18 protein-coding genes and 4 pseudogenes are annotated in these 18,901 nt (G+C 41.2%); 2 read left to right on the forward strand and 20 right to left on the reverse strand.

The window, feature by feature from the left end; genetic code table 11:
• Positions 1–77: 77 nt before the first annotated feature.
• From EUBELI_RS07970 to EUBELI_RS14945, 6 genes and pseudogenes are all read right to left on the reverse strand, one after another.
• Complete coding sequence (locus EUBELI_RS07970) at positions 78–1,454, reverse strand: sensor histidine kinase (protein WP_012739884.1); 1,377 nt, start codon at positions 1,452–1,454, stop codon at positions 78–80.
• On the reverse strand, positions 1,442–2,104 hold the full coding sequence (locus tag EUBELI_RS07975) for a response regulator transcription factor (protein ID WP_012739885.1): 663 nt from the start codon (positions 2,102–2,104) through the stop codon (positions 1,442–1,444). The genes EUBELI_RS07970 and EUBELI_RS07975 overlap by 13 nt, the downstream gene beginning before the upstream one ends.
• Before the next feature lie 14 nt (positions 2,105–2,118).
• Complete coding sequence (locus EUBELI_RS07980) at positions 2,119–2,859, reverse strand: lantibiotic immunity ABC transporter MutG family permease subunit (protein WP_005330844.1); 741 nt, start codon at positions 2,857–2,859, stop codon at positions 2,119–2,121.
• Between the two features lies 1 nt (position 2,860).
• Entirely contained in the window at positions 2,861–3,592 is a 732-nt protein-coding gene (locus tag EUBELI_RS07985; RefSeq protein WP_004853398.1) for a lantibiotic immunity ABC transporter MutE/EpiE family permease subunit, read from the reverse strand.
• Positions 3,585–4,298, reverse strand: a complete 714-nt coding sequence (locus EUBELI_RS07990; RefSeq protein WP_012739886.1) for a lantibiotic protection ABC transporter ATP-binding protein — start codon at positions 4,296–4,298, stop codon at positions 3,585–3,587. Before EUBELI_RS07990 ends, EUBELI_RS07985 begins: the two co-directional genes overlap by 8 nt.
• A 116-nt stretch (positions 4,299–4,414) precedes the next feature.
• Positions 4,415–4,504: pseudogene (locus tag EUBELI_RS14945) on the reverse strand (DUF6462 family protein); the annotation flags it as partial.
• Positions 4,505–4,508: 4 nt separating this feature from the next.
• On the opposite strand from EUBELI_RS14945, the pseudogene EUBELI_RS14655 reads away from it, so the two are divergent.
• Positions 4,509–4,670: pseudogene (locus EUBELI_RS14655) on the forward strand (S24 family peptidase); the annotation flags it as partial.
• Positions 4,671–4,753: 83 nt separating this feature from the next.
• On the forward strand, positions 4,754–4,954 hold the full coding sequence (locus EUBELI_RS07995; RefSeq protein ID WP_041688239.1) for a helix-turn-helix transcriptional regulator: 201 nt from the start codon (positions 4,754–4,756) through the stop codon (positions 4,952–4,954).
• 153 nt (positions 4,955–5,107) lie between these two features.
• On the opposite strand, the gene EUBELI_RS14385 is transcribed toward EUBELI_RS07995, so the two are convergent.
• From EUBELI_RS14385 to argF, 14 genes and pseudogenes are all read right to left on the reverse strand, one after another.
• Positions 5,108–5,248 carry a hypothetical protein gene (locus EUBELI_RS14385; RefSeq protein WP_156327317.1) on the reverse strand — a complete coding sequence of 47 codons (141 nt, stop codon included), beginning with the start codon at positions 5,246–5,248 and terminating at the stop codon, positions 5,108–5,110.
• Positions 5,249–5,283: 35 nt separating this feature from the next.
• Complete coding sequence (locus EUBELI_RS08005; RefSeq protein ID WP_012739889.1) at positions 5,284–9,294, reverse strand: M64 family metallopeptidase; 4,011 nt, start codon at positions 9,292–9,294, stop codon at positions 5,284–5,286.
• A gap of 312 nt (positions 9,295–9,606) precedes the next feature.
• Positions 9,607–9,822, reverse strand: a pseudogene (locus tag EUBELI_RS08010) (DUF5688 family protein); the annotation flags it as partial.
• Positions 9,823–9,895: 73 nt separating this feature from the next.
• Positions 9,896–11,332: pseudogene (locus EUBELI_RS08015) on the reverse strand (SpaA isopeptide-forming pilin-related protein); the annotation flags it as partial.
• Between the two features lie 174 nt (positions 11,333–11,506).
• Positions 11,507–11,806, reverse strand: a complete 300-nt coding sequence (locus tag EUBELI_RS08020) for a DUF6462 family protein (RefSeq protein ID WP_012739892.1) — start codon at positions 11,804–11,806, stop codon at positions 11,507–11,509.
• Positions 11,799–12,272 carry a DUF6462 family protein gene (locus tag EUBELI_RS08025; RefSeq protein ID WP_041688241.1) on the reverse strand — a complete coding sequence of 158 codons (474 nt, stop codon included), beginning with the start codon at positions 12,270–12,272 and terminating at the stop codon, positions 11,799–11,801. Before EUBELI_RS08025 ends, EUBELI_RS08020 begins: the two co-directional genes overlap by 8 nt.
• Positions 12,273–12,281: 9 nt before the next feature.
• Positions 12,282–12,509 (reverse strand): DUF6462 family protein, encoded by a 228-nt coding sequence (locus EUBELI_RS08030; RefSeq protein WP_012739894.1) that lies wholly within the window; start codon positions 12,507–12,509, stop codon positions 12,282–12,284.
• A 243-nt stretch (positions 12,510–12,752) separates the two neighbouring features.
• Entirely contained in the window at positions 12,753–14,357 is a 1,605-nt protein-coding gene (gene lysS, locus EUBELI_RS08035; RefSeq protein ID WP_012739895.1) for a lysine--tRNA ligase, read from the reverse strand.
• A gap of 35 nt (positions 14,358–14,392) precedes the next feature.
• A complete protein-coding gene (greA, locus tag EUBELI_RS08040) occupies positions 14,393–14,869 on the reverse strand; it encodes a transcription elongation factor GreA (protein WP_012739896.1) in 477 nt (158 codons plus the stop codon).
• A 106-nt stretch (positions 14,870–14,975) separates the two neighbouring features.
• Positions 14,976–15,941 (reverse strand): tRNA dihydrouridine synthase DusB, encoded by a 966-nt coding sequence (dusB, locus tag EUBELI_RS08045; RefSeq protein WP_012739897.1) that lies wholly within the window; start codon positions 15,939–15,941, stop codon positions 14,976–14,978.
• A gap of 2 nt (positions 15,942–15,943) precedes the next feature.
• Positions 15,944–16,276: a DUF6145 family protein gene (locus tag EUBELI_RS08050; RefSeq protein ID WP_012739898.1), complete on the reverse strand. Its 333-nt coding sequence runs from the start codon at positions 16,274–16,276 to the stop codon at positions 15,944–15,946.
• On the reverse strand, positions 16,263–17,276 hold the full coding sequence (locus tag EUBELI_RS08055; protein WP_012739899.1) for a biotin--[acetyl-CoA-carboxylase] ligase: 1,014 nt from the start codon (positions 17,274–17,276) through the stop codon (positions 16,263–16,265). The genes EUBELI_RS08050 and EUBELI_RS08055 overlap by 14 nt, the downstream gene beginning before the upstream one ends.
• On the reverse strand, positions 17,273–17,557 hold the full coding sequence (locus EUBELI_RS08060) for a hypothetical protein (protein WP_012739900.1): 285 nt from the start codon (positions 17,555–17,557) through the stop codon (positions 17,273–17,275). The genes EUBELI_RS08055 and EUBELI_RS08060 overlap by 4 nt, the downstream gene beginning before the upstream one ends.
• A gap of 283 nt (positions 17,558–17,840) precedes the next feature.
• Positions 17,841–18,836, reverse strand: a complete 996-nt coding sequence (argF, locus tag EUBELI_RS08065) for an ornithine carbamoyltransferase (protein WP_012739901.1) — start codon at positions 18,834–18,836, stop codon at positions 17,841–17,843.
• Positions 18,837–18,901: the final 65 nt, after the last annotated feature.

The following is an 18,901-nucleotide window of genomic DNA, read 5'->3' on the forward strand; positions in this document are numbered from 1 at the left end:
TAATGTCTGTCAAAAGGCTTTTACATATTAGATAAAAGCATGTAAAATTTCTTTTACATAGCTTAATTGCGGTCTATTTAGCTTGTTTCTTGACTACTCAGGAAAAATATTTCTACCCTCGCCCCACCTGTATTTTCAGAATTTGAAAGTTTAATACCTCCACCATATTTTTCAGCCACGGTTTTTGCAAAAAATAGTCCCATCCCATAATGGGCTTCGCCATTTCTACTTGTGTCATCCATAAAAAACTGCTCTGTGCCATGCAATAATGCTTCTTTTGTAAATCCTGATCCGCTATCCTCCACAATGAATGTCAGCCGGCCATCCTGCTCCTTTGCGTCAATATAAATGATTCCATTTTCTTTTGTATGCTCCACTGCATTCTGAATCATATTCATTACGGCCCGGAACATTGGATCATAAGCAATCGTTACCTTTTTATCACTTTGTCCCGCCTTCCAATCTATTTTCTGGTGATAGATTTCTACCAGTCTGAGTGCCTGTTCCTTTATATCTGCGAAAAAATCTTCTAACCTCACCGTTGTATAGGTAACATCACTGCAATTCCATGATTTTGTGACATCTATCAACTGTTTTACATAACTTTGTATCTGTGTTGTGCCGTTCAAAACATAAGTGATATTATTCCTCTGTTCTGTGGTCAGTTCAGTCTCTGAAAGTAGTTCTGCATTTCCCCGTACAATCGTAAGAGGTGTTTTAATATCATGCGCCAAAGCAGACATCTGTTGTTTCTTTTCCTGCTCTGTTTTCCACTGCTTTTCTAAAGATTCTCGCAATGCATCTCGCATATCATCGATTGCCGATAAACAGTCATCAAACTCTTTGATACCGGAACAGGATGTCTCATATTCCAGATTTTGATCCTTTATTTGTCCGATTGCGTCTAATACAGGCTGCATCTGCTTTTTGATTCTTTTTCCAAAACGTATGGACGGAATGATGATAATCGCTACCGCTCCAATCACAGACATAATACTCATCACATTCTGTGGTCCTATAAAATGCTCCCTCAAAAAAGCTGAATGATATTGAGGTGTCAGGCGATATTGCAATACAACATATTCATTTTCCCTTACAATTACTTTATAAAAATATTTCCCGGATGCGTTTCCGTACTTTGCAACATTCCATGCTATCTGTTCGTATTGTTCTGACAGATCTCCACCTATTTTCTCTCCATTCTCTGAAAAGATTACATAATCACAAGGTGCGGGAATCATCTCAGCAGTCACTTTATCTGCACATAGAATCGTATCATATGCTTCATTAATCTTTTGCTCTGCATAATTTGCCGGATAAATACAGCCCACACTAATCAAAAGGGACAGCAGCAGCCAAGCAACAATCACCAAACCTACTAATGATCCAAGCATGACCAGTACATATCTCATAAAAATCCAGCTGAGTGCATTGCTTCTCTTTACTCTTCCCATTTATATCCAATCCCCCAGACTGTTTTTATTGGCATATAATCATAATCCGCAAATTTTGCTCTTATATTTTTGATATGCGTGATTATAGTACTGTCATTACTCTCATTGTCAAAGCCAAAGACCGCTTCCAATATCTGTTCCTTCGAGAAAACCTGTCCTCTGTTTTTAGCCAGAAATTCACAGATTTCGTACTCTGCTTTCGTAAACGGAAGTTCTTTATCATCCATCAACAGTTTCTTTTGAGACATCTGAATGCAGACTCTCCCTAAAACCATCCGGACAGAATGTTCCCTGTGCTCTCTCCGTAGATGCGCGTTGATCCTTGCCCGAAGTTCCATCACTCCAAATGGCTTTGAAATATAATCATCTGCTCCTAAAGAAAGTCCGTTTACCAGACTGTTTTCCTCCGTTTTTGCCGTAAGAAACAAAATCGGACAATCCACAAGTGCCCTGATTCTTTTGCATAATTCAAAGCCGTCCATTCCAGGCATCATAATGTCAAGTAAAATCAGGTCATAACGATGTAATTCTTCCATATTAAGTTTCAGCGGATTACTTACTTTGGTAACCAGATGTCCATCCTTATTCAAAATGCTTTCTATCATTTCCAGAATTGCCGGTTCATCATCAACTGCCAGTATTTTTGCCATAGTTTCCCTCGATTCTATTCCGATATTCTATTTCCTTCCCAGTGGTTTACCCACCAAAAATAGTATACCATACTAATCCCTGTAAATATTAAGCAACCTGGTATGAATGACAACCATTCACCTACACTAGTTTCTCCCAATACAGATTGCAGATAAGTATATGGTACTCTACCCGTCCAGCAGACAAATACATATTTCCACACATAATCTCCAAGTCCGGTAAGCATCAATGCACTAATTAGTCCTGATATAATCCCTGCTCCAATGGATACCCCTTTTCCAAACTGAAAAGCCAGAATCAGCTGCCACAGATAAAGTGGAACACTGCTTCCCCACAGCAGCAATGCTGCAAATATACATCCTTTCATGATTTCGATATCGCTTGATGCGATTCTTCCAAATCCAATTCCGAATATGATTGCTGTCAATAGGATAGAGCACAGACACAAAACCAGTAGCATCAACAGTTTCGATAAAAATGCTGCAGGTTTATCCGGTAAAGACAACAGATTTTGAAAATCACCTGCATTTTGTTCCTGTTCCATCACACTTGCTGTAAAAATTCCAATAAGTACCGGAAGTCCTGCTCCTATTGCCTGATAAAATGCAATCACTTTCATATTTTCATTCCATGGTGAAAAAAAGTAATATATTAAAAATATAACGCTGGTTATAATCGGAATCAGTAAGTGTGCCAGAATCACAGATGTTCCTTTCATCTTTCGCAAGTCTGCATTAAGAGATCTTCCAATCATCTTATTTCACCTCTCTTCTCTCAAACCATTTCAAAAACAGAACCGTTACAAAAACAAACCAGATGATTGAGAGACACATTCCCGGAACAATGACTCCCGTATCCAAAAGAGGATTCCCTGCTTCTGCGGCAAGTCCATTTGGTAAAACATGAAGCAACGGGCACATCATTCGCATAGGGATTGCAGAAACAAGTACATACCAGATTCTGGTTTGTGATATTACCACACCGCTGACGGTAATAAATAGGCAGACGAACAGGTTTACAATCATTCCAAATCGTTCACTTAAAAATAAAGCTACCGGAATCTCCCATAACTCAGAAACCGTCAGAAACAATACTGCAATCAACGCTCCTCCAACTGGAACATGTGTCGTTAGAAGAAAGCCTCCAAGCGTTGCTCCTGCAAACACAATCACATTAGAAAACAAAATCATGTACCCAATATAAATAATTTTCCCCAGCAACAATTTTCTTCTGTCTGTGGGAATAGTCATTAAATGATAGTATTTTATCTTTTTCTCCTGCGCCACAGAAAGATAACAAAATAGAGCAATCATCCCCGGCAGCAAAAGTGTATACCACCAGTTCCAAACACTTTCTGCATAAGCATTTGTCATCCCAAGAGTAAATATAAATGCCATGACAAATGTAAGAAGAGGAAATCCCCAGATAAACTTTTTTCGCATGGTTCTTTTGGCTTTTTGATGTTCTGCTTTTATAATATTAACCATGGATTTCACCTGCTTTCTGGTTTTTTCTTACCACATTCATAAACAAATCTTCAAGATTATCTCCCTGCTTTAATGCTCCTTCGTATCCTAAGATTCCACATGAAATAATCCCGACTTTATCTGCAAGTAACTGTACCTCTGAGAGAATATGACTGGAGAGAATTACAGTGATTCCCTGTTCCGGAAAAGACCGGATCAGCTCTCGTAATTCCTCGATGCCTATTGGATCTAATCCATTCGTAGGTTCATCCAATATCAAAAGTTCCGGTGCTCCAAGCAATGCCATTGCAATGCCTAGTCTTTGCTTCATCCCCAAAGAAAACTGTCCTGCTTTCTTCTTTCCGGTGTTTGTAAGTGATACAATCTGCAAGACCTCATCAATTCTGTTTTCATCTGTACCAAGCAATAATTGTCTTACCTTCAAATTCTCTCTGGCGGAAAGATTTTCATAAATAGGCGGATTTTCAATTAACGCTCCTATTTTTGATAAATCTTTCCTATCCAAAAGTTTTCCATCAAAGTAAATCTTTCCTGCAGTTGGTTTCATCATACCGGTCAGCATTTTCAATGTGGTAGATTTACCAGCGCCATTCGGTCCAAGCAGTCCATAAATCTGTCCCTTTTCGATATTAAGTGAAACATTATTTACCGCTTTCTGTTTTCTAAAATATTTACATAGATTTTGTGTCTGTAACATCATTTCCATCTTTACTATCCTTCCTTCTATATTTCATTTCTTACTGAAATATAACCTAACAGAAAAAAATAAAGATTTGATGAAGATTTATTCCCGTATGGAATAAACCATCAATTGAATATCACCTACTTATAAAACTCAGAATCTGTAATATGAAAAGTTTCAAGATACTTATCCAATATTTCTGTATTAACAAGTACAAGCTGACCAATTTTATAAGCCTATATTAAGAAATTACAAAACGATAAAGACGGAATTTTCCTTATCTCACTCAATGAAAAGTATGCACCTATCAAGGTTAGTGAAAATGACCGCTTAGACATATTTGGAAAAGTTCTTGGAAAATCTGATGCTTCTGCTATTACAGGACATTGCCGATAAAATTGCAAGTCCTTTTTATCGGACACATTATTTTGCATAATGACAATAAGAAAATATCTATAGAACTGAAAGAAGGGATTTTTATGGCCGTTACCAATAATATCAGAGAAATCCGGGAGCAGCGTGGCATTTACCAGAACGACCTTGCCGCTGCTATCGGATACAGCACCAAAACTGTCGACAGGATAGAGCGTGGGGACAGTACCCCATCTGCCGAATTTATGCTGCAGATATCAAAGTACTTTAATATGCTGGTGGAAGATGTATTCCATGTGGAAGATTGAGTCGGAGCAGCAATTTTTTTGATTCTCCTCGTATGCCTTGTAATTCTTTTTGCGTGTTTCTGCTACTCTCATTCTGACACAGATAGAAGATGCCATATCCAAGAAGCCCCGCCACAGAAAAAACAAATATCACCGCTAATAAAAGTTGCAGAGTCAGGCATTTCCATTTCCATTCCCATACACGCCTTCTGCTTTGATTCCGTCTGTGTCTTTTCTTTCGCCTCTTCCGCAGCGTACACTCCCTGTTGTGTTTTCTTTGAAGAAAAGACGGACATACATGCCCGCCTTCTCCATGGTTATTTTCTCGTTTTATTTTTTAACTATCGTTTCTATGAATTCAAATTTTCTCTGCGTTTCTTTACGGTAATAATCAATCCCGTTCCGGAAAGAATTGATAGTATAAACAGCCATACACTCGGTGTGTTGTCTCCGGTTTTAGGTGCAGTCACATCCTTCTTATCAGTTCCACTCGATGGCTTGTCATCAGAGGAATTGCTATTGTTATTACTGTTATCAGAGATATTTGCTTTGGTGGTAAATGTGGTGCTTGCAGAACCATCCGTCCAAAGGATTTCAACTGTATGGTTTCCTGCCGAAAGTGTATTCAGGTAGGAAGCTTTCAGTGTGATAATGGTAGAGCCTTCCTTTGCAGTGTAGTTGCTCTTGTCTATCAAATTTCCGTCCACCTTAACTCCGGTAAACTTGGAGAAGTCTCCGTTACCCCGGATGGTGATATTACCATCACTGTCATGCGTCCAACTACTGTTTGCTCCATCAATAATCTGATAGGTGTTATTCGGTGTGTCAGGATTATCGGAACCGCCCGCATCCTGTACGGTCAATGTTGCAGAATTACTCTCTACGTTTCCTGCGCTGTTTGAAACAACACACTTATACTTAAATCCGTTGCAGCTTATATTGACTGTGGATGTGGTATAGCTCGTTGCCGTTGCACCGTCAATGTTTACCCATCCTTTCCCATCATTTCTGTATATCTGCCACTGATAGGTAAGATCTGTACCGCTTGCTGCTATGGTAAAGGACGCAGTCTCACCTACCTTCACTGTCGCATTTCCAGGCTGTGTGGTTATGCTTGGTGCAATCACATCCGGCACATCCGGTGTCTGGCTTTCCTGTTTAAAGGTAACTTCTATGGTGTGATCAGTATTCACATCACTAAAGGTGTAGCTTGTGGTTGCTGTCACTTCCGAACCATCCACCTTTACGTCCGCAATATAATATCCTTCGTTCGCCTTGATTGTATATGTAAGCTGACCTGCGGCAGATACCGTTGTCGTGCCACCGGGAGAGATTGTTCCACCGATACCTGCCGTTGCGGTAATCTTGTAGCTTGCTGTACCGCTCGGAGGCGTTATCGGCGCTGTATCCGCCGTAAAACTCCAACTTCCACGGAATACCACGGTTGTGCCGTTTAGGTTGCCGGCATCCCAGCCCGAAAAAGCCCATGTGCCGTTTTTACCATCCTTTTGTGCCTGAATGCGTGTTGTGGAGGTATATTTCTTATCCACAGCCGCCTTCGCCTGTTGCACACTCGAATAGGAGCTGCTATTTAGCGGCAGCGTTGCGCCTGTCGGGAATACAGAGCCCCAATTGTATTGCACCGTATAATTTTTTGTCACCGGCGGCTCGGGGCGTTCCTCAGACCTTTTATAAATATAACGAATCGTCATACCACTGTTCGGGACAGCATTTTCCATCCCCTCCGCTTTAACAAAAGTGTAGCCGTGCAGTTCCTGCGGCGGCTGCCAATCAACCTTTTTGCCTACCGGAACAGTAAAGGTAGTCGGCATGGTGTTTGGAACATCTGTGCCATCCTCCAGCTGATATTGGATGGTGACATTGACATAGCGCTGCTGCTCCGTATCATCATCAGCCAATACCTCGCCTGTCGCATGATCTACAATCTCAAAGCCGATGGTATCGCCGGATTGCAGAATGGCATTCTCCGGAATCGTGTAAACCAGAGAGCAGTTGACAAGGCCGGAATTAAAGTCGCTGCCCTCGTAATCCAACGCACCCTTTGTCCAGAATTTGCTTTTCTCTTTCCAAACAGGGATGTCAAACTCCTGCGTAGTGAAAACCTGCTCCCCATCTGTCGTGACCGCTTTTTCGCCGTTGGAATGTTCCACCCACAGGCGCAGGGTCACAGTCTTCGCTTGGGTATTCGAAAGATTTTGTATAATGGTGCGCAGCTCAACCTGCTGCCCCTTCATGCTGCTATAATCAAAGCTGTTTTTACTGCCGCCGCTTAATAGACGGCTATTCCTGTCATTTTGATAGCTCGCATATGCGGAGGAATTCGCTGCCTCAAAGGCAGAAGGATCTTTTGTGGGATTTCTGTAACCGCCGATATACTTTTTCACCTCAGGAACAGCCACATAAAGCGCAGGGGGATTTGTAATGAGCTGACTCATGACCTTTATGCCCTGTAGCTTGCACACATCGCAAAAATCATTCTGAAAGGTCTCTCGCATCAGACAATCCCTGCTGGAATTATAGGTATAAGGATAGTAGTCAAGATGCGGGCAGGTATAGGTATTACGGAAGCCAAGCAGCTGCTTCCACTTCACTTTCGTGGGATCTTTTGTTGCAGTCATATTCAGTGATGTAGTGTAATTCCACTCATCTACAGGAACAGTGCTATAATTATATTCATCTCCCAGATGGAACAGACCGTGTCCCAGTTCATGCCGCTGGGTAAACGCAGAATATGCGTTTCTCGCTGACGCAACAATATAGTGAATACCATATTGTTTATTATCATGAGAGCCACCGAAATACTCACCGCTATTCGCCAACACAACGAATTGGTTGATATTTTCATACACATAATCATACTGTCTATAATTATGATCCATCGTGTTTTCGTTTGGATGCGTTTCATTAGGAATATGTGCGTCATGAATCTTCTCGATAAACGCAGGGCCTATGATGCGCTCCAAAACATGGTTGCGCCAGTTCCCTTTGTTAGTAGAAATTCCTCCTTTGGCGGTCGCAGCAAAAAATGTGCTGGTACCGCCATAGCCATCCACCGATGCCGTGCAGAGTGCATAGACATTAAAGCGATCCGCCATGCTGCGATATGGCTCTATCTGCAATACCTCCCCCCACAGCTTTTTTACATCCTCGACAAACTGCTTTTGCTGGCTTTTGGTGTAGCCCTCGGCGCAGTACACAATCACCATGTTCTCCTTATCGCTGCGAGGCTTCTGGATTGTATACACCGGTACGGTTACATTTGCATATGCAGGATCCTCAGTGTAGAGGGTACTCATCTCCAGCTGTAGATACTCATCCGTGTTCACATTCCAGTCACCATTCACATCCTCTCGCACAGCGCCGGATATGCCAATGCTGTCATCCGGCGCATCCGGTGCGGAAACAACATAGGGGTCCTGTGCGCTCTGTCCTGTGCCGGATGATACGGTGTAATTTTCCGTATTCAGATAGAAGGCAGGACGAACGCCGTAATATCCCTTATAGGGTGCGTCACGCAAAATATTCCCTTGAGGGGTCACAAATCGCATATCATGGTTACAGGTTGTAATCGGTGTACGCAGCCAATAGTTCCATGCTACACCGCTTCTGTTTTTTGCGATATGGTAGCCGTTCAGGTTATCATTAACCGTTTTGAGCTGCTGAACATCCAGCAGAAAAACTCTATCCCAAATATATTCATAATGGGCACTGTCATACCCATCCGCTACCGTATCAATTGTGGTGTTATAGGGAAGATCAACACCGGCTGCGTCGATATAACCTGCCGTATACTCCGGATGGGAAACGATAGAACGCTGCTTCACCGTTCGAATCGCTCCCAGCTCATCCGAACGAAAGCTGCGAAGGAAGCCCTCCTTTTGGTCATATGCTGCCGTTTTAGGATAGACAGAATCCTCTGTTGGCGGATTTCCGCAAAGCCATTTCACTTTTCCTGCTTCAGCGTTGGAATTGAGCCAAGAACGTATGTTGCTGTCTCTCCAGTGGTTAGAACCAAAATTATCTCTCCAGCTATTGCGCCGGTGCGAGCCTGTTTCGGCATTTTTGTTGGTTTTTGCATCATAGGGCATGTAATCACACAATACTCTATCCGAAAGCATCAATGGCCCATTGCTATCCTTCGCTACACAACGCCACACAATTGGCACTCCCCCATAAGTACCCATCTGAATGTAGTCACCAATTTCGATGGTTGGCTTGTTATCTGCCTCGATGGTTGGCTTGTTATCTGCCGCCCTAACCTGCAAAGGGCATAGCACCAAAATTACCGCAAGCAGCAGAGATACCGTTCGTTTGCCATATTTATGTTTGATAATATTCATAAAGTCCTCCTTTTGTCATTCTCTCCTGAGCGTCATTCACGGTCAGTAGGCTTCTACCCCCCATTTTTGACATATGTCAATTTATACAATTGCTGCATCATCGATATTCACCTCATTTCTACTTGAGTTATTGCAAAAAATAGGTCTTTCTGCGATAACCCCTTGTGCCAAATGCTGAAACACCTTCATAAAGATGTAATAGCTTATTTATTTTAGAAAAGTATCCGACAAAAAACTCTACACTTCCGACAAAAAATATATATATTTCTCAAACCATATCATGGCGATGTACATTTGTCAATGATGTGACACCTCAAGATCACCACAGTCCTGATACTTCTTATACATGTCATTGATATAAATCGTAGGCGAAATATTCCTGCCTTCCTCTCGTAAGATGATGCCATCAAGAGTCACATTCACCTTTTCCACGGGTTCTGCCACAAGCTCCATTCCTTTGAACTTCTCAGGCATATAATCCATAAACTTTTCTTTTACTACTTCCTTAAAAATCTCGTAATTCATCATATTACGGTTCCTCCTTAATCTAAAAAAGCAGGGAACATAAGTCACTGGCTTACATTCCCCGCAAGGTTAATTGTTACTGTTTATTCTTTTTCTTTCTTCCACGAAGTCCTACTCCAACACCTGTAATAAGTGCAAGTGCACCAATTCCAAGATAAAGAAGCGGATTTGCATTGTCGCCTGTCTGTGGAAGCTTAGGCTCTGTCGGTACATTGATAAGCTTAAGAGTTGTTACAACAACATCCGGTGCATTGTCATCGTATCGAAGAGTTACATCGTGAGCTGTCTCATCGAGGATATATCCGTCAGCTGCTTTTGTCTCAACTACTGTATAATGGATATCTTCCTTGAATGATCCATCCTCGTTGTAAGTACAGATAGGAAGCTCCTTGCTCTCTGCATGACCATTCTTGTCAGTAGTGAGTGTGTCAAGCACCTTTCCGTCCTTATCTCTTACTTCAAATACAACACCATCGATCGGCTTTCCGGTTACTTTGTCAGTTTTCTCAATGACAATCTTTCCGACTGCCTGCTCGTCCTTCATGGATACCTTCTGGATTTCTGCTGTCTCCTTTACTTCAAAGGTTACATCACTTGCCACCTTATATCCATATGGTGCAGATTCCTCTCTGAGTGTGTACTTTCCGACAGGAAGTCTCTCAATCATATGAGTCTTTCCTGCTTCTGATGTCCAGCTCTCAACAAGCTTTCCATCAGCATCAATAACTGAAAGCTTTGCTCCAGGTAATTCTTTCTCGCCTGTGATATCAGTCTTTGAAATCTCTACCTTAATCGGTGCATTTTCAAATGCTGCCTCAAACTCGATAACCTTTACCTTATCTCCCTGATATGAAGCATCCACATCAAAAATCTTATCAGACTTCACATAGCCCTTTGGTGCCTCAATCTCTTTGACATAATACTGTCCAAGTGGAAGGTCAGAGGTAAATGCTGCCTTTCCGTCCTTGCCTGTTACTGTTCTCTCAATCTGTGTATCAGCTTTTACGATTACCTTGCCATCTTTGTTCACGATATCTTCTTTCGCAAATAAGCCGAATACTGCTCCTTCAAGTGCTTCCTTAGTCTCTGAATCAGTCTTGGTTACAGTAATCTGCACTTTCTGACGCTCATTTGTCACATCCATTCCTGCAAATACAAACTTTTTGTTCTGGTCGATATAAGAAAGGTCTGCCTCAATCGGTGTATCATCTAATACAAATCCATCAATTGTCTTTGTCTCAACAAGATAATACTTGCCAAGTGGAAGGTCATCAATTCTTGCGATACCCTTATCATTTGTCACGATGGTTGCCACCTTGTCTCCTGCCTTATGATATACAGTATCAAGTCCGTCGGCACTTACGATATCCTCTTTTGCATATACATCAAAAGTTACTCCTGCAAGGCTGTCCTTGAAGAAATTGAAGATAAAGTCGTACCAGTAACCCTTCATAAGAGTAGTATCTGTTACAAATTCGCCGTCCTTATTGATGACAATGGAACCTGTACTAATATGATAGCTGTGACTTTCATCTTCCAGGTACATGCCCCGTAAATTTACTACCTACAGATACCCTGCAGTGCAAACTACTTTGCAAATCTGTAACTGATTATTAAATTGTTCATCCCAAGTTTTTCTTGGAATGTCCATATATTACATTAGTTTCTATAATGCCGAAAGTGACAATCACGGGTCTTTTTTATCAAAACAGGTACTATTGTGGCCTTTTTTATCTTCGCCTGACAATTTATTCCAAATATGTTTGGGCAATGGTCTTGTTGGTTCCTTAAATTTCTCCAAATACATTTCAAAAATATCTGTATTAATCAATGCTGAATTTCCAACCTTATATACTGCCCCTGCTTCTGAAGCCAAAACCATAATCCTTGATTTACTTATGCCATAAATAATGGCTCCTTCAGTAGCATTTACATATTTTTTCATAATGTCTTTTGTATCTGAATAGAACTTATATGAGTTACTCATTCAATTCACCTTCTTCCTGTCCGTATAACGGCTCTTTCAAAGGTCTTACAGGTTGTCTGAATTGCTCCATATAATTATCAAATATTTCTAAATTAATTAGCACAGTCCCCCCTGTTCCCTCATTTATTTTATATGTTGCACCTGCTGCTCTAGCCAACTCGATAAATCTATGTCTGCCAATACTGTATATAATTGAAGCTTCTCCAATTCTCGCAAACTTTTTAATTATCTGTTTATTTGTTCCAGGCACTTTGTATATGTGTTTCATAAACTCATCAAACCTTTCCTTTTTTACTAAATGAATACGGGTAAGCTTGTATAAAGAACCTGCCGCCTTAGCAATATATTCAGTTTCTTCAACACTTAATCCATATTCCTGAGCTACCGCTTCGACCCTTATGTATCTTTTTATTACCTCTGCACCATGTAGGTAAGCCCTAACATCTGGCTGTAATTGTGTTACCATCCTTTTCACCTACTTATAAAATTCATCATCAACTATGTGGAATGTCTCAATGTACTCATCAAATATCTTCAAATTCACAAGTACTAACTGACCTAACTTATAGATTGCCTTGGCGTCCTTAGCCATTTGCATAAACTTTGATACGCTCATATGATACATTTCTGCTCCTTCGCTATACCTTACAAATTTTGTATTACCATTCTTCTTAAATTCCTGATATGTCTTTGTGTGCTCCATATTAATCTCCTTTCGCTATTTCAGTTGCTCCTATAACGCAAAAAGAGGACATCTTCTAAATTTCTTTAGAAAATGTCCTCTAAGTAATACAATCTTTAATTTTTCAGACTAAGCAATCTGTACTAACCTGTACTAATCTTTTTTTGACTATGCCAAAAATTGGTCAAATCTTGGTCAAAACCCCTTGACCAACTATATATTTTAGTACATCCAAGTGCTGAAACCCTTGATTTTCCTGCATTCTTACTTATCAATAGACTTCATTGTCGGGAAGAGCAGAACATCTCTAATTGCAGGTGAATCTGTAAGCAGCATAACAAGTCTGTCAATACCGTAACCGATACCGCCTGTTGGTGGCATACCTACTGCAAGTGCGTTAAGGAAGTCCTCATCTGTGTGCTGTGCTTCCTCGTCGCCGTTCTCTGCGTTCTTATCCTGCTGTGCGAAACGCTCTCTCTGGTCGATTGGGTCGTTAAGCTCTGAGTATGCATTACACATTTCCCATGTGTTAATGAAAAGCTCGAAACGTTCAACCTTCTCTGGATCAGATGGCTTCTTCTTAGTAAGTGGAGATATTGCAAGAGGATGATCCATAATGAATGTAGGCTGGATTAAATTCTCCTCGCAGTACTCCTCAAAGAAGAGATTGATGATGTCGCCCTTAGTGTGACGCTCCTCGAACTCAATTCCTCTCTCCTTAGCAAGAGCCTTAGCTTCTTCGTCAGTCTTAATTGTATCAAAATCAACACCGGCGTATTCCTTAATTGCGTCATTCATAGTAAGTCTTCTGAATGGCTTTCCAAGGTCAATCTCAGTGCCGTTGTAAGTAATCTTAGTTGTACCGCATACAGTCTCGGCAAGGTGTCTGAACATGCTCTCAGTAAGTTCCATCATTCCTTCGTAATCTGTGTATGCCTGGTAAAGTTCCATAAGTGTGAACTCAGGGTTGTGTCTTGTATCAACACCCTCGTTACGGTATACTCGTCCGATTTCGTAAACTCTCTCAAGACCACCAACGATAAGTCTCTTAAGATAAAGCTCTAATGAAATACGAAGCTTAACGTCCTCGTCAAGTGCGTTGTAATGAGTCTCGAATGGTCTTGCGGCAGCACCACCAGCATTAGATACAAGTGTTGGTGTCTCAACTTCCATGAAGTCTCTGCCATCAAGGAACTTTCTGATTTCCTTGATAATCTTAGATCTCTTTACAAATGTTTCCTTAACCTCAGGATTCATTATTAAATCAACATATCTCTGACGGTATCTCATATCAGTATCTGTGATTCCGTGGAACTTCTCTGGAAGTACCTGTAAACTCTTAGAAAGAAGAGTAATCTCCTCAGCGTGAACTGAAATCTCTCCTGTCTTAGTTCTGAAGATAAATCCCTTAATTCCGAAGATATCACCGATATCAGACTTCTTGAAGTCTGCATATGCTTCTTCGCCAATTGCATCTCTTGAAATATATGCCTGCATTCTGCCCTTAAGATCAGCAATGTTACAGAAAGATGCCTTTCCCATTACTCTCTTGAACATCATACGTCCGGCAAAGCTTACATTAATTGGAGAAGCGTCCATAATGGCTCTTCTCTCATTGTAATCGGCATTAACTGCTTCTCTTGCCTGCTGCTCATCTAAACCTTCAGTATTAACTGCTGGTCTGTCACCAAGAAGTTCCTTCTCATGTGCTTCATAGATGGCTCTGATTTCATCTGTGTGATGTGTTACATCATACTTTGTTATCTGGAATGGATCCTTACCTGCGTCCTGAAGGTTCTTTAACTTTTCCATACGAACCTTAATCTGCTCGTTAACGTCAGGCTGCTGTGCAGATTTATTATCTCCCATGAATGAGTATCTCCTTTTCTATATGTTACTGAAAATTAGTCGTTCTTTACAGATACAACTGTATATTCAATCTCTCCAACAGGTGCTTCTACCTTAACAGTGTCACCCTTCTTCTTTCCAATAAGAGCTGCACCAAGTGGTGACTCATTAGAAATCTTGTTATTAAGGCTGTCTGCCTCTGATGAACCAACGATTGTGTACTCAATATCCTCATCGATTTCTACATCGTGAAGTACAACAACGCTCTCCATCTTAACTACATCTTTATTCTTATCGTTATCCTGAATAACCTCACAGTTAGCAAGAATTGCTTCAAGCTCTGCGATTTCTGTTTCGATATCTCTCTGCTCATCCTTAGCTGCATCGTACTCAGCGTTCTCTGATAAATCGCCCTGTTCTCTTGCTTCCTTTAACTTCTGGGCAACTTCCTTTCTTCTGACAACCTTAAGCTCCTCAAGTCTTGCTACTCTTTCGTCATACCCCTTTTTAGTAAGAAACTGTTTCTCTGCCATGTTCTTATCACCTTTCTATATATATGCTACACTAATATGCTTCTGCTCTACTAGAGAATAAAACCCCACAAGCGTCACAATATTATAAACTATCAGTTCCTGTCTGTCAATGCAGCCCTTCCAGTATCATGTCCACAAGCCCATCAAACTGCTCCAGATTAGTAACCTGGTTAGCTTCATTTCTTAATGCTGCTGCATGCTTGATTCCTGCTGTATACCATGCAAAATGTTTTCTCATCTCGCGGATTCCTGTAAACTCGCCTTTTATCTCACACAGTCCTTTGGCATGTCTCTTAATCATCTGGCATATTTCTTCAACGGATGGTGGTTCAATTATTGTACCATTATTCATATATTCAGAAACCTGTCTGAATATCCATGGATTTCCTCTTGCTGCCCTTCCAATCATTATTCCGTCACAGCCTGTCTGCTTCATCATATTAACAGCATCTTCGCCGCTTTTAATATCGCCATTACCAATAACTGGAATCGATACTGCTTCTTTGACCTGTCTTATTATATCCCAGTCTGCATGTCCTGAATAATACTGCTGCCTTGTTCTTGCATGGACTGCAACGGCAGCCCCGCCAGACTCCTCAATAACATGTGCTATCTCAGGCGCATTTATACTATTCTCATCAAATCCTGCCCTTATCTTGATTGTAAGCGGCTTATCAAGTGCATCAGCCATCTTCTCGACTATTCTTCCGACAAGCACAGGGTCCTTCATAAGTGCCGAACCTTCGCCATTATTGACTACCTTTGGAACAGGACATCCCATATTGACATCAATTATATCGAACTCTCTTTCAGAAAGTCTCTTCGCTATATCTGCCATGATATCAGGGTCTGAACCGAAAAGCTGCAATGCAAGCGGACGCTCCCCTGGCACCGTCTTCATCAGGTCTTCTGTATTCTTATTGTTATACAGCACTGCTTTGGCGCTGACCATCTCTGTACACATAAGCCCACAGCCCTGCTCCTTGCATAAAAGTCGAAATGGCAGGTCTGTTACTCCTGCCATCGGTGCCAATGCAATATTGTTCTTTATCTCAACATTTCCAATTCTCATAATTACTCCATGCCTAAGAAGAATACCTTGAAGAACATCTCAAGTGATTCAAGAAGCTCTCTCTTCTCATACTGATACTTCTTGACGAGCATACCGCATGCTATCTCGTCATACAGTAAATCACCCTCGTCTGCTGATGATTTGAACAAAAGATTGCCCTCCTCATCGAATTCCATATCAAGTATCCCGCCTACTTCCTCTGTGAAAAGAACGCACATAATCTTTAACTCGTTCTTTACATCATCCGGAAGCTTATCGAAATCAGGGTTAAAATAGTATTTCTTCTCATAAGAATTAGATACACATAAAACTACATTTTCATCAAACATATCCATATAATCCTCTCACAGAAACCTCTCCGGTTCTGATAATCTTCTCGCCCTCGTCTGTCTTAATGATAAGCTCACCCTCATCATTGATTCCAATTGCTTTTCCAACAATTTCCTTGTCAGCATATATTGCCTTGACGTCGCCGCCCTTATTGACAAGCATTGAATTATAGTCTTCTTTAAGCCCAGCCAGATTCTGTGTCTTAACAAATGTATCATAGTACTTTGCAAAGCTCTCTGAAAATGCGGCTACTATACGGCTTCTTTTCAGATGGTCGCCAGTCTCAAGATACAATGAAGAAGCTGTTGCCTTGATTGAATCATCAAATTCTGTCGTATTAACATTAATTCCCATGCCGATAACCACATAATGTATGTAATCCATCTCAGCACTCATCTCTGTTAATATTCCACATACCTTCTTCTTATTAAGAACTATATCATTAGGCCACTTTATACGGCACTCTGCGTCATGTCCGTCCTCTTTAAGAACTGTGTGGATCGCCTCCTGCACAGCCATGGCTGCCACTATTGTAAGCATTGACGCATTAACTGGTGCAATATCCGGTCTTAAAAGAAGGGACATCCATATCCCGCTTCCTGCAGGAGACACCCAATTCCTGCCACGTCTTCCGCGGCCGCCTGTCTGGCTCTCTGTTATATAAAGTGTTCCATCAGCTGCATTATCTCTTTCTGCCGCTCTCTTAGCTTCGTTGTTGGTAGAATCTGTCTCATCATAATACACTACTTCGCGGATAATCCCGGTTGTACTGCCTGTATCCACACATGTAAGCTGACTCATTATCTCGCTTGATGTAAGAATATCAGGATACTGTGTTATATGATATCCCTTATTCTGGACTGCCTCTATAACATAGCCTTCTTCTTTTAACTGGTTTATCACCTTCCAGACAGCCGTTCTTGAAACCCCCAGCATATTACACAGTGCCTGCCCTGACACATATCCATCTGATTTTCTCAAAACATTTAAAATCTTAGTCTTCATACCATTACCCGCCATGCTATTACTGCCATAAGCAGAAGTCCTAACGTAACAACTGTAAGAATAACACCTGACACCGTTCTGTCGCTCATGAAATTCTTAGCTGCTGTAAGTCCGTTAACTAATGCTCCAAGCATGAATTCCACAGCGAATAATATTCCGCTTCCACTGCGCAAGAAAAGTATAATTATGAATACCACTCCTATTGCAAATGTGAGTGCTATATTGGCATAGTCTATGAGCATCTTGCTCTTTCTGTACGCGCCACTCGTTGTATAATACATAACGCCTCCATAATAAATATCTGGTGAATTACTATTTCATGCTGTGTCGTCCTGATTTTGGACTTTCACATGTCTTTCCACTGCTCTAACGTCCAATTCCGCGTGTCGGCTTCCCGATTTTGGACTTCCTCGTGCCTATTCACTGTTTTAAAGTCCAATCTGTCATTCTTTCTCGTCACTTTTGGACTTTCACATGTCTTTCCACTGCTCTAACGTCCAATTCCGCGTGTCGGCTTCCCGATTTTGGACTTCCGGCATGACACACGCCACTCTAACGTCCAATTTACTTATAAGCTCCAAGTGTAGCTGCCATTACAGCCTTGATTGTATGCATTCTGTTCTCTGCCTCGTCGAATACAACTGACTGCTCTGACTCAAATACTTCATCAGTAACTTCCATCTCGTCAAGACCGAATTTGTCATGAATCTCTTTACCAATCTTAGTCTTAAGGTCATGGAATGCAGGAAGACAGTGCATAAATATTGCGTCCTTAGAAGCATTGTCCATAACTGCCTTGTTAACCTGATATGGAAGAAGTGCCTTGATTCTTTCAGCCCATACTTCATCAGGCTCGCCCATTGATACCCATACATCTGTGTATAATACATCTGCGTCCTTAGTTCCTGCCTTAACATCTTCTGTAAGTGTTACAGAACCACCGCTTATCTTTGCCCATTCCTCACACTGTGCAACAAGTTCCTTGTCTGGGAAATATTCCTTAGCTGTGCAGGCTGTATAATGAAGTCCTAACTTAGCGCAGACAATCATAAGTGAATTACCCATGTTGTATCTTGCATCACCCATGTATACGAACTTAACGCCCTTTAATCTGCCAAGCTTTTCCTTGATTGTAAGCATATCTGCAAGCATCTGTGTTGGATGGTATTCGTTAGTAAGTCCGTTCCATACAGGCACGCTTGAATATTTTGCAAGGTCTTCAACTATCTCCTGACCGAATCCTCTGTATTCGATTCCTTCAAACATTGTACAGAGAACTCTTGCTGTATCAGCAATGCTCTCCTTCTTGCCAATCTGTGAACCTGTAGGGTCAAGATATGTAACACCCATACCAAGATCATGTGCTGCCACCTCAAATGAGCAACGTGTTCTTGTACTTGTCTTCTCGAATATAAGTGCAACATTCTTTCCGATAAGTGGCTGTTCTACAATGCCCTTTTTCTTCTTATCCTTAAGCTCTGCTGCTAAGTCTATCAAATATAAAATCTCCTCAGGTGTGTAATCCTTGAGTGTTAAAAAGTCGCGTCCCTTTAAATCCATGACATCCTCCTGTCTGTATGGCAAATTCGCCTACATTGAATAATTAATAACTTTGTTCATTCTAT

It is taken from the genome of [Eubacterium] eligens ATCC 27750, from assembly GCF_000146185.1.
In the GTDB taxonomy this organism is placed as follows: Bacteria; Bacillota; Clostridia; order Lachnospirales; family Lachnospiraceae; genus Lachnospira; species Lachnospira eligens.

Bases quoted from the DNA above. Each gene is read 5' to 3' on its own strand.
- EUBELI_RS07970 (WP_012739884.1), bottom strand. From the start codon at position 1,454: ATGGGAAGAGTAAAGAGAAGCAATGCACTCAGCTGGATTTTTATGAGA.
- EUBELI_RS07975 (WP_012739885.1), bottom strand. From the start codon at position 2,104: ATGGCAAAAATACTGGCAGTTGATGATGAACCGGCAATTCTGGAAATG.
- EUBELI_RS07980 (WP_005330844.1), bottom strand. From the start codon at position 2,859: ATGATTGGAAGATCTCTTAATGCAGACTTGCGAAAGATGAAAGGAACA.
- EUBELI_RS07985 (WP_004853398.1), bottom strand. From the start codon at position 3,592: ATGGTTAATATTATAAAAGCAGAACATCAAAAAGCCAAAAGAACCATG.
- EUBELI_RS07990 (WP_012739886.1), bottom strand. From the start codon at position 4,298: ATGGAAATGATGTTACAGACACAAAATCTATGTAAATATTTTAGAAAA.
- EUBELI_RS07995 (WP_041688239.1), top strand. From the start codon at position 4,754: ATGGCCGTTACCAATAATATCAGAGAAATCCGGGAGCAGCGTGGCATT.
- EUBELI_RS14385 (WP_156327317.1), bottom strand. From the start codon at position 5,248: ATGGAGAAGGCGGGCATGTATGTCCGTCTTTTCTTCAAAGAAAACACA.
- EUBELI_RS08005 (WP_012739889.1), bottom strand. From the start codon at position 9,294: ATGAATATTATCAAACATAAATATGGCAAACGAACGGTATCTCTGCTG.
- EUBELI_RS08020 (WP_012739892.1), bottom strand. From the start codon at position 11,806: ATGAGTAACTCATATAAGTTCTATTCAGATACAAAAGACATTATGAAA.
- EUBELI_RS08025 (WP_041688241.1), bottom strand. From the start codon at position 12,272: ATGGTAACACAATTACAGCCAGATGTTAGGGCTTACCTACATGGTGCA.
- EUBELI_RS08030 (WP_012739894.1), bottom strand. From the start codon at position 12,509: ATGGAGCACACAAAGACATATCAGGAATTTAAGAAGAATGGTAATACA.
- lysS (WP_012739895.1), bottom strand. From the start codon at position 14,357: ATGGGAGATAATAAATCTGCACAGCAGCCTGACGTTAACGAGCAGATT.
- greA (WP_012739896.1), bottom strand. From the start codon at position 14,869: ATGGCAGAGAAACAGTTTCTTACTAAAAAGGGGTATGACGAAAGAGTA.
- dusB (WP_012739897.1), bottom strand. From the start codon at position 15,941: ATGAGAATTGGAAATGTTGAGATAAAGAACAATATTGCATTGGCACCG.
- EUBELI_RS08050 (WP_012739898.1), bottom strand. From the start codon at position 16,276: ATGGATATGTTTGATGAAAATGTAGTTTTATGTGTATCTAATTCTTAT.
- EUBELI_RS08055 (WP_012739899.1), bottom strand. From the start codon at position 17,276: ATGAAGACTAAGATTTTAAATGTTTTGAGAAAATCAGATGGATATGTG.
- EUBELI_RS08060 (WP_012739900.1), bottom strand. From the start codon at position 17,557: ATGTATTATACAACGAGTGGCGCGTACAGAAAGAGCAAGATGCTCATA.
- argF (WP_012739901.1), bottom strand. From the start codon at position 18,836: ATGGATTTAAAGGGACGCGACTTTTTAACACTCAAGGATTACACACCT.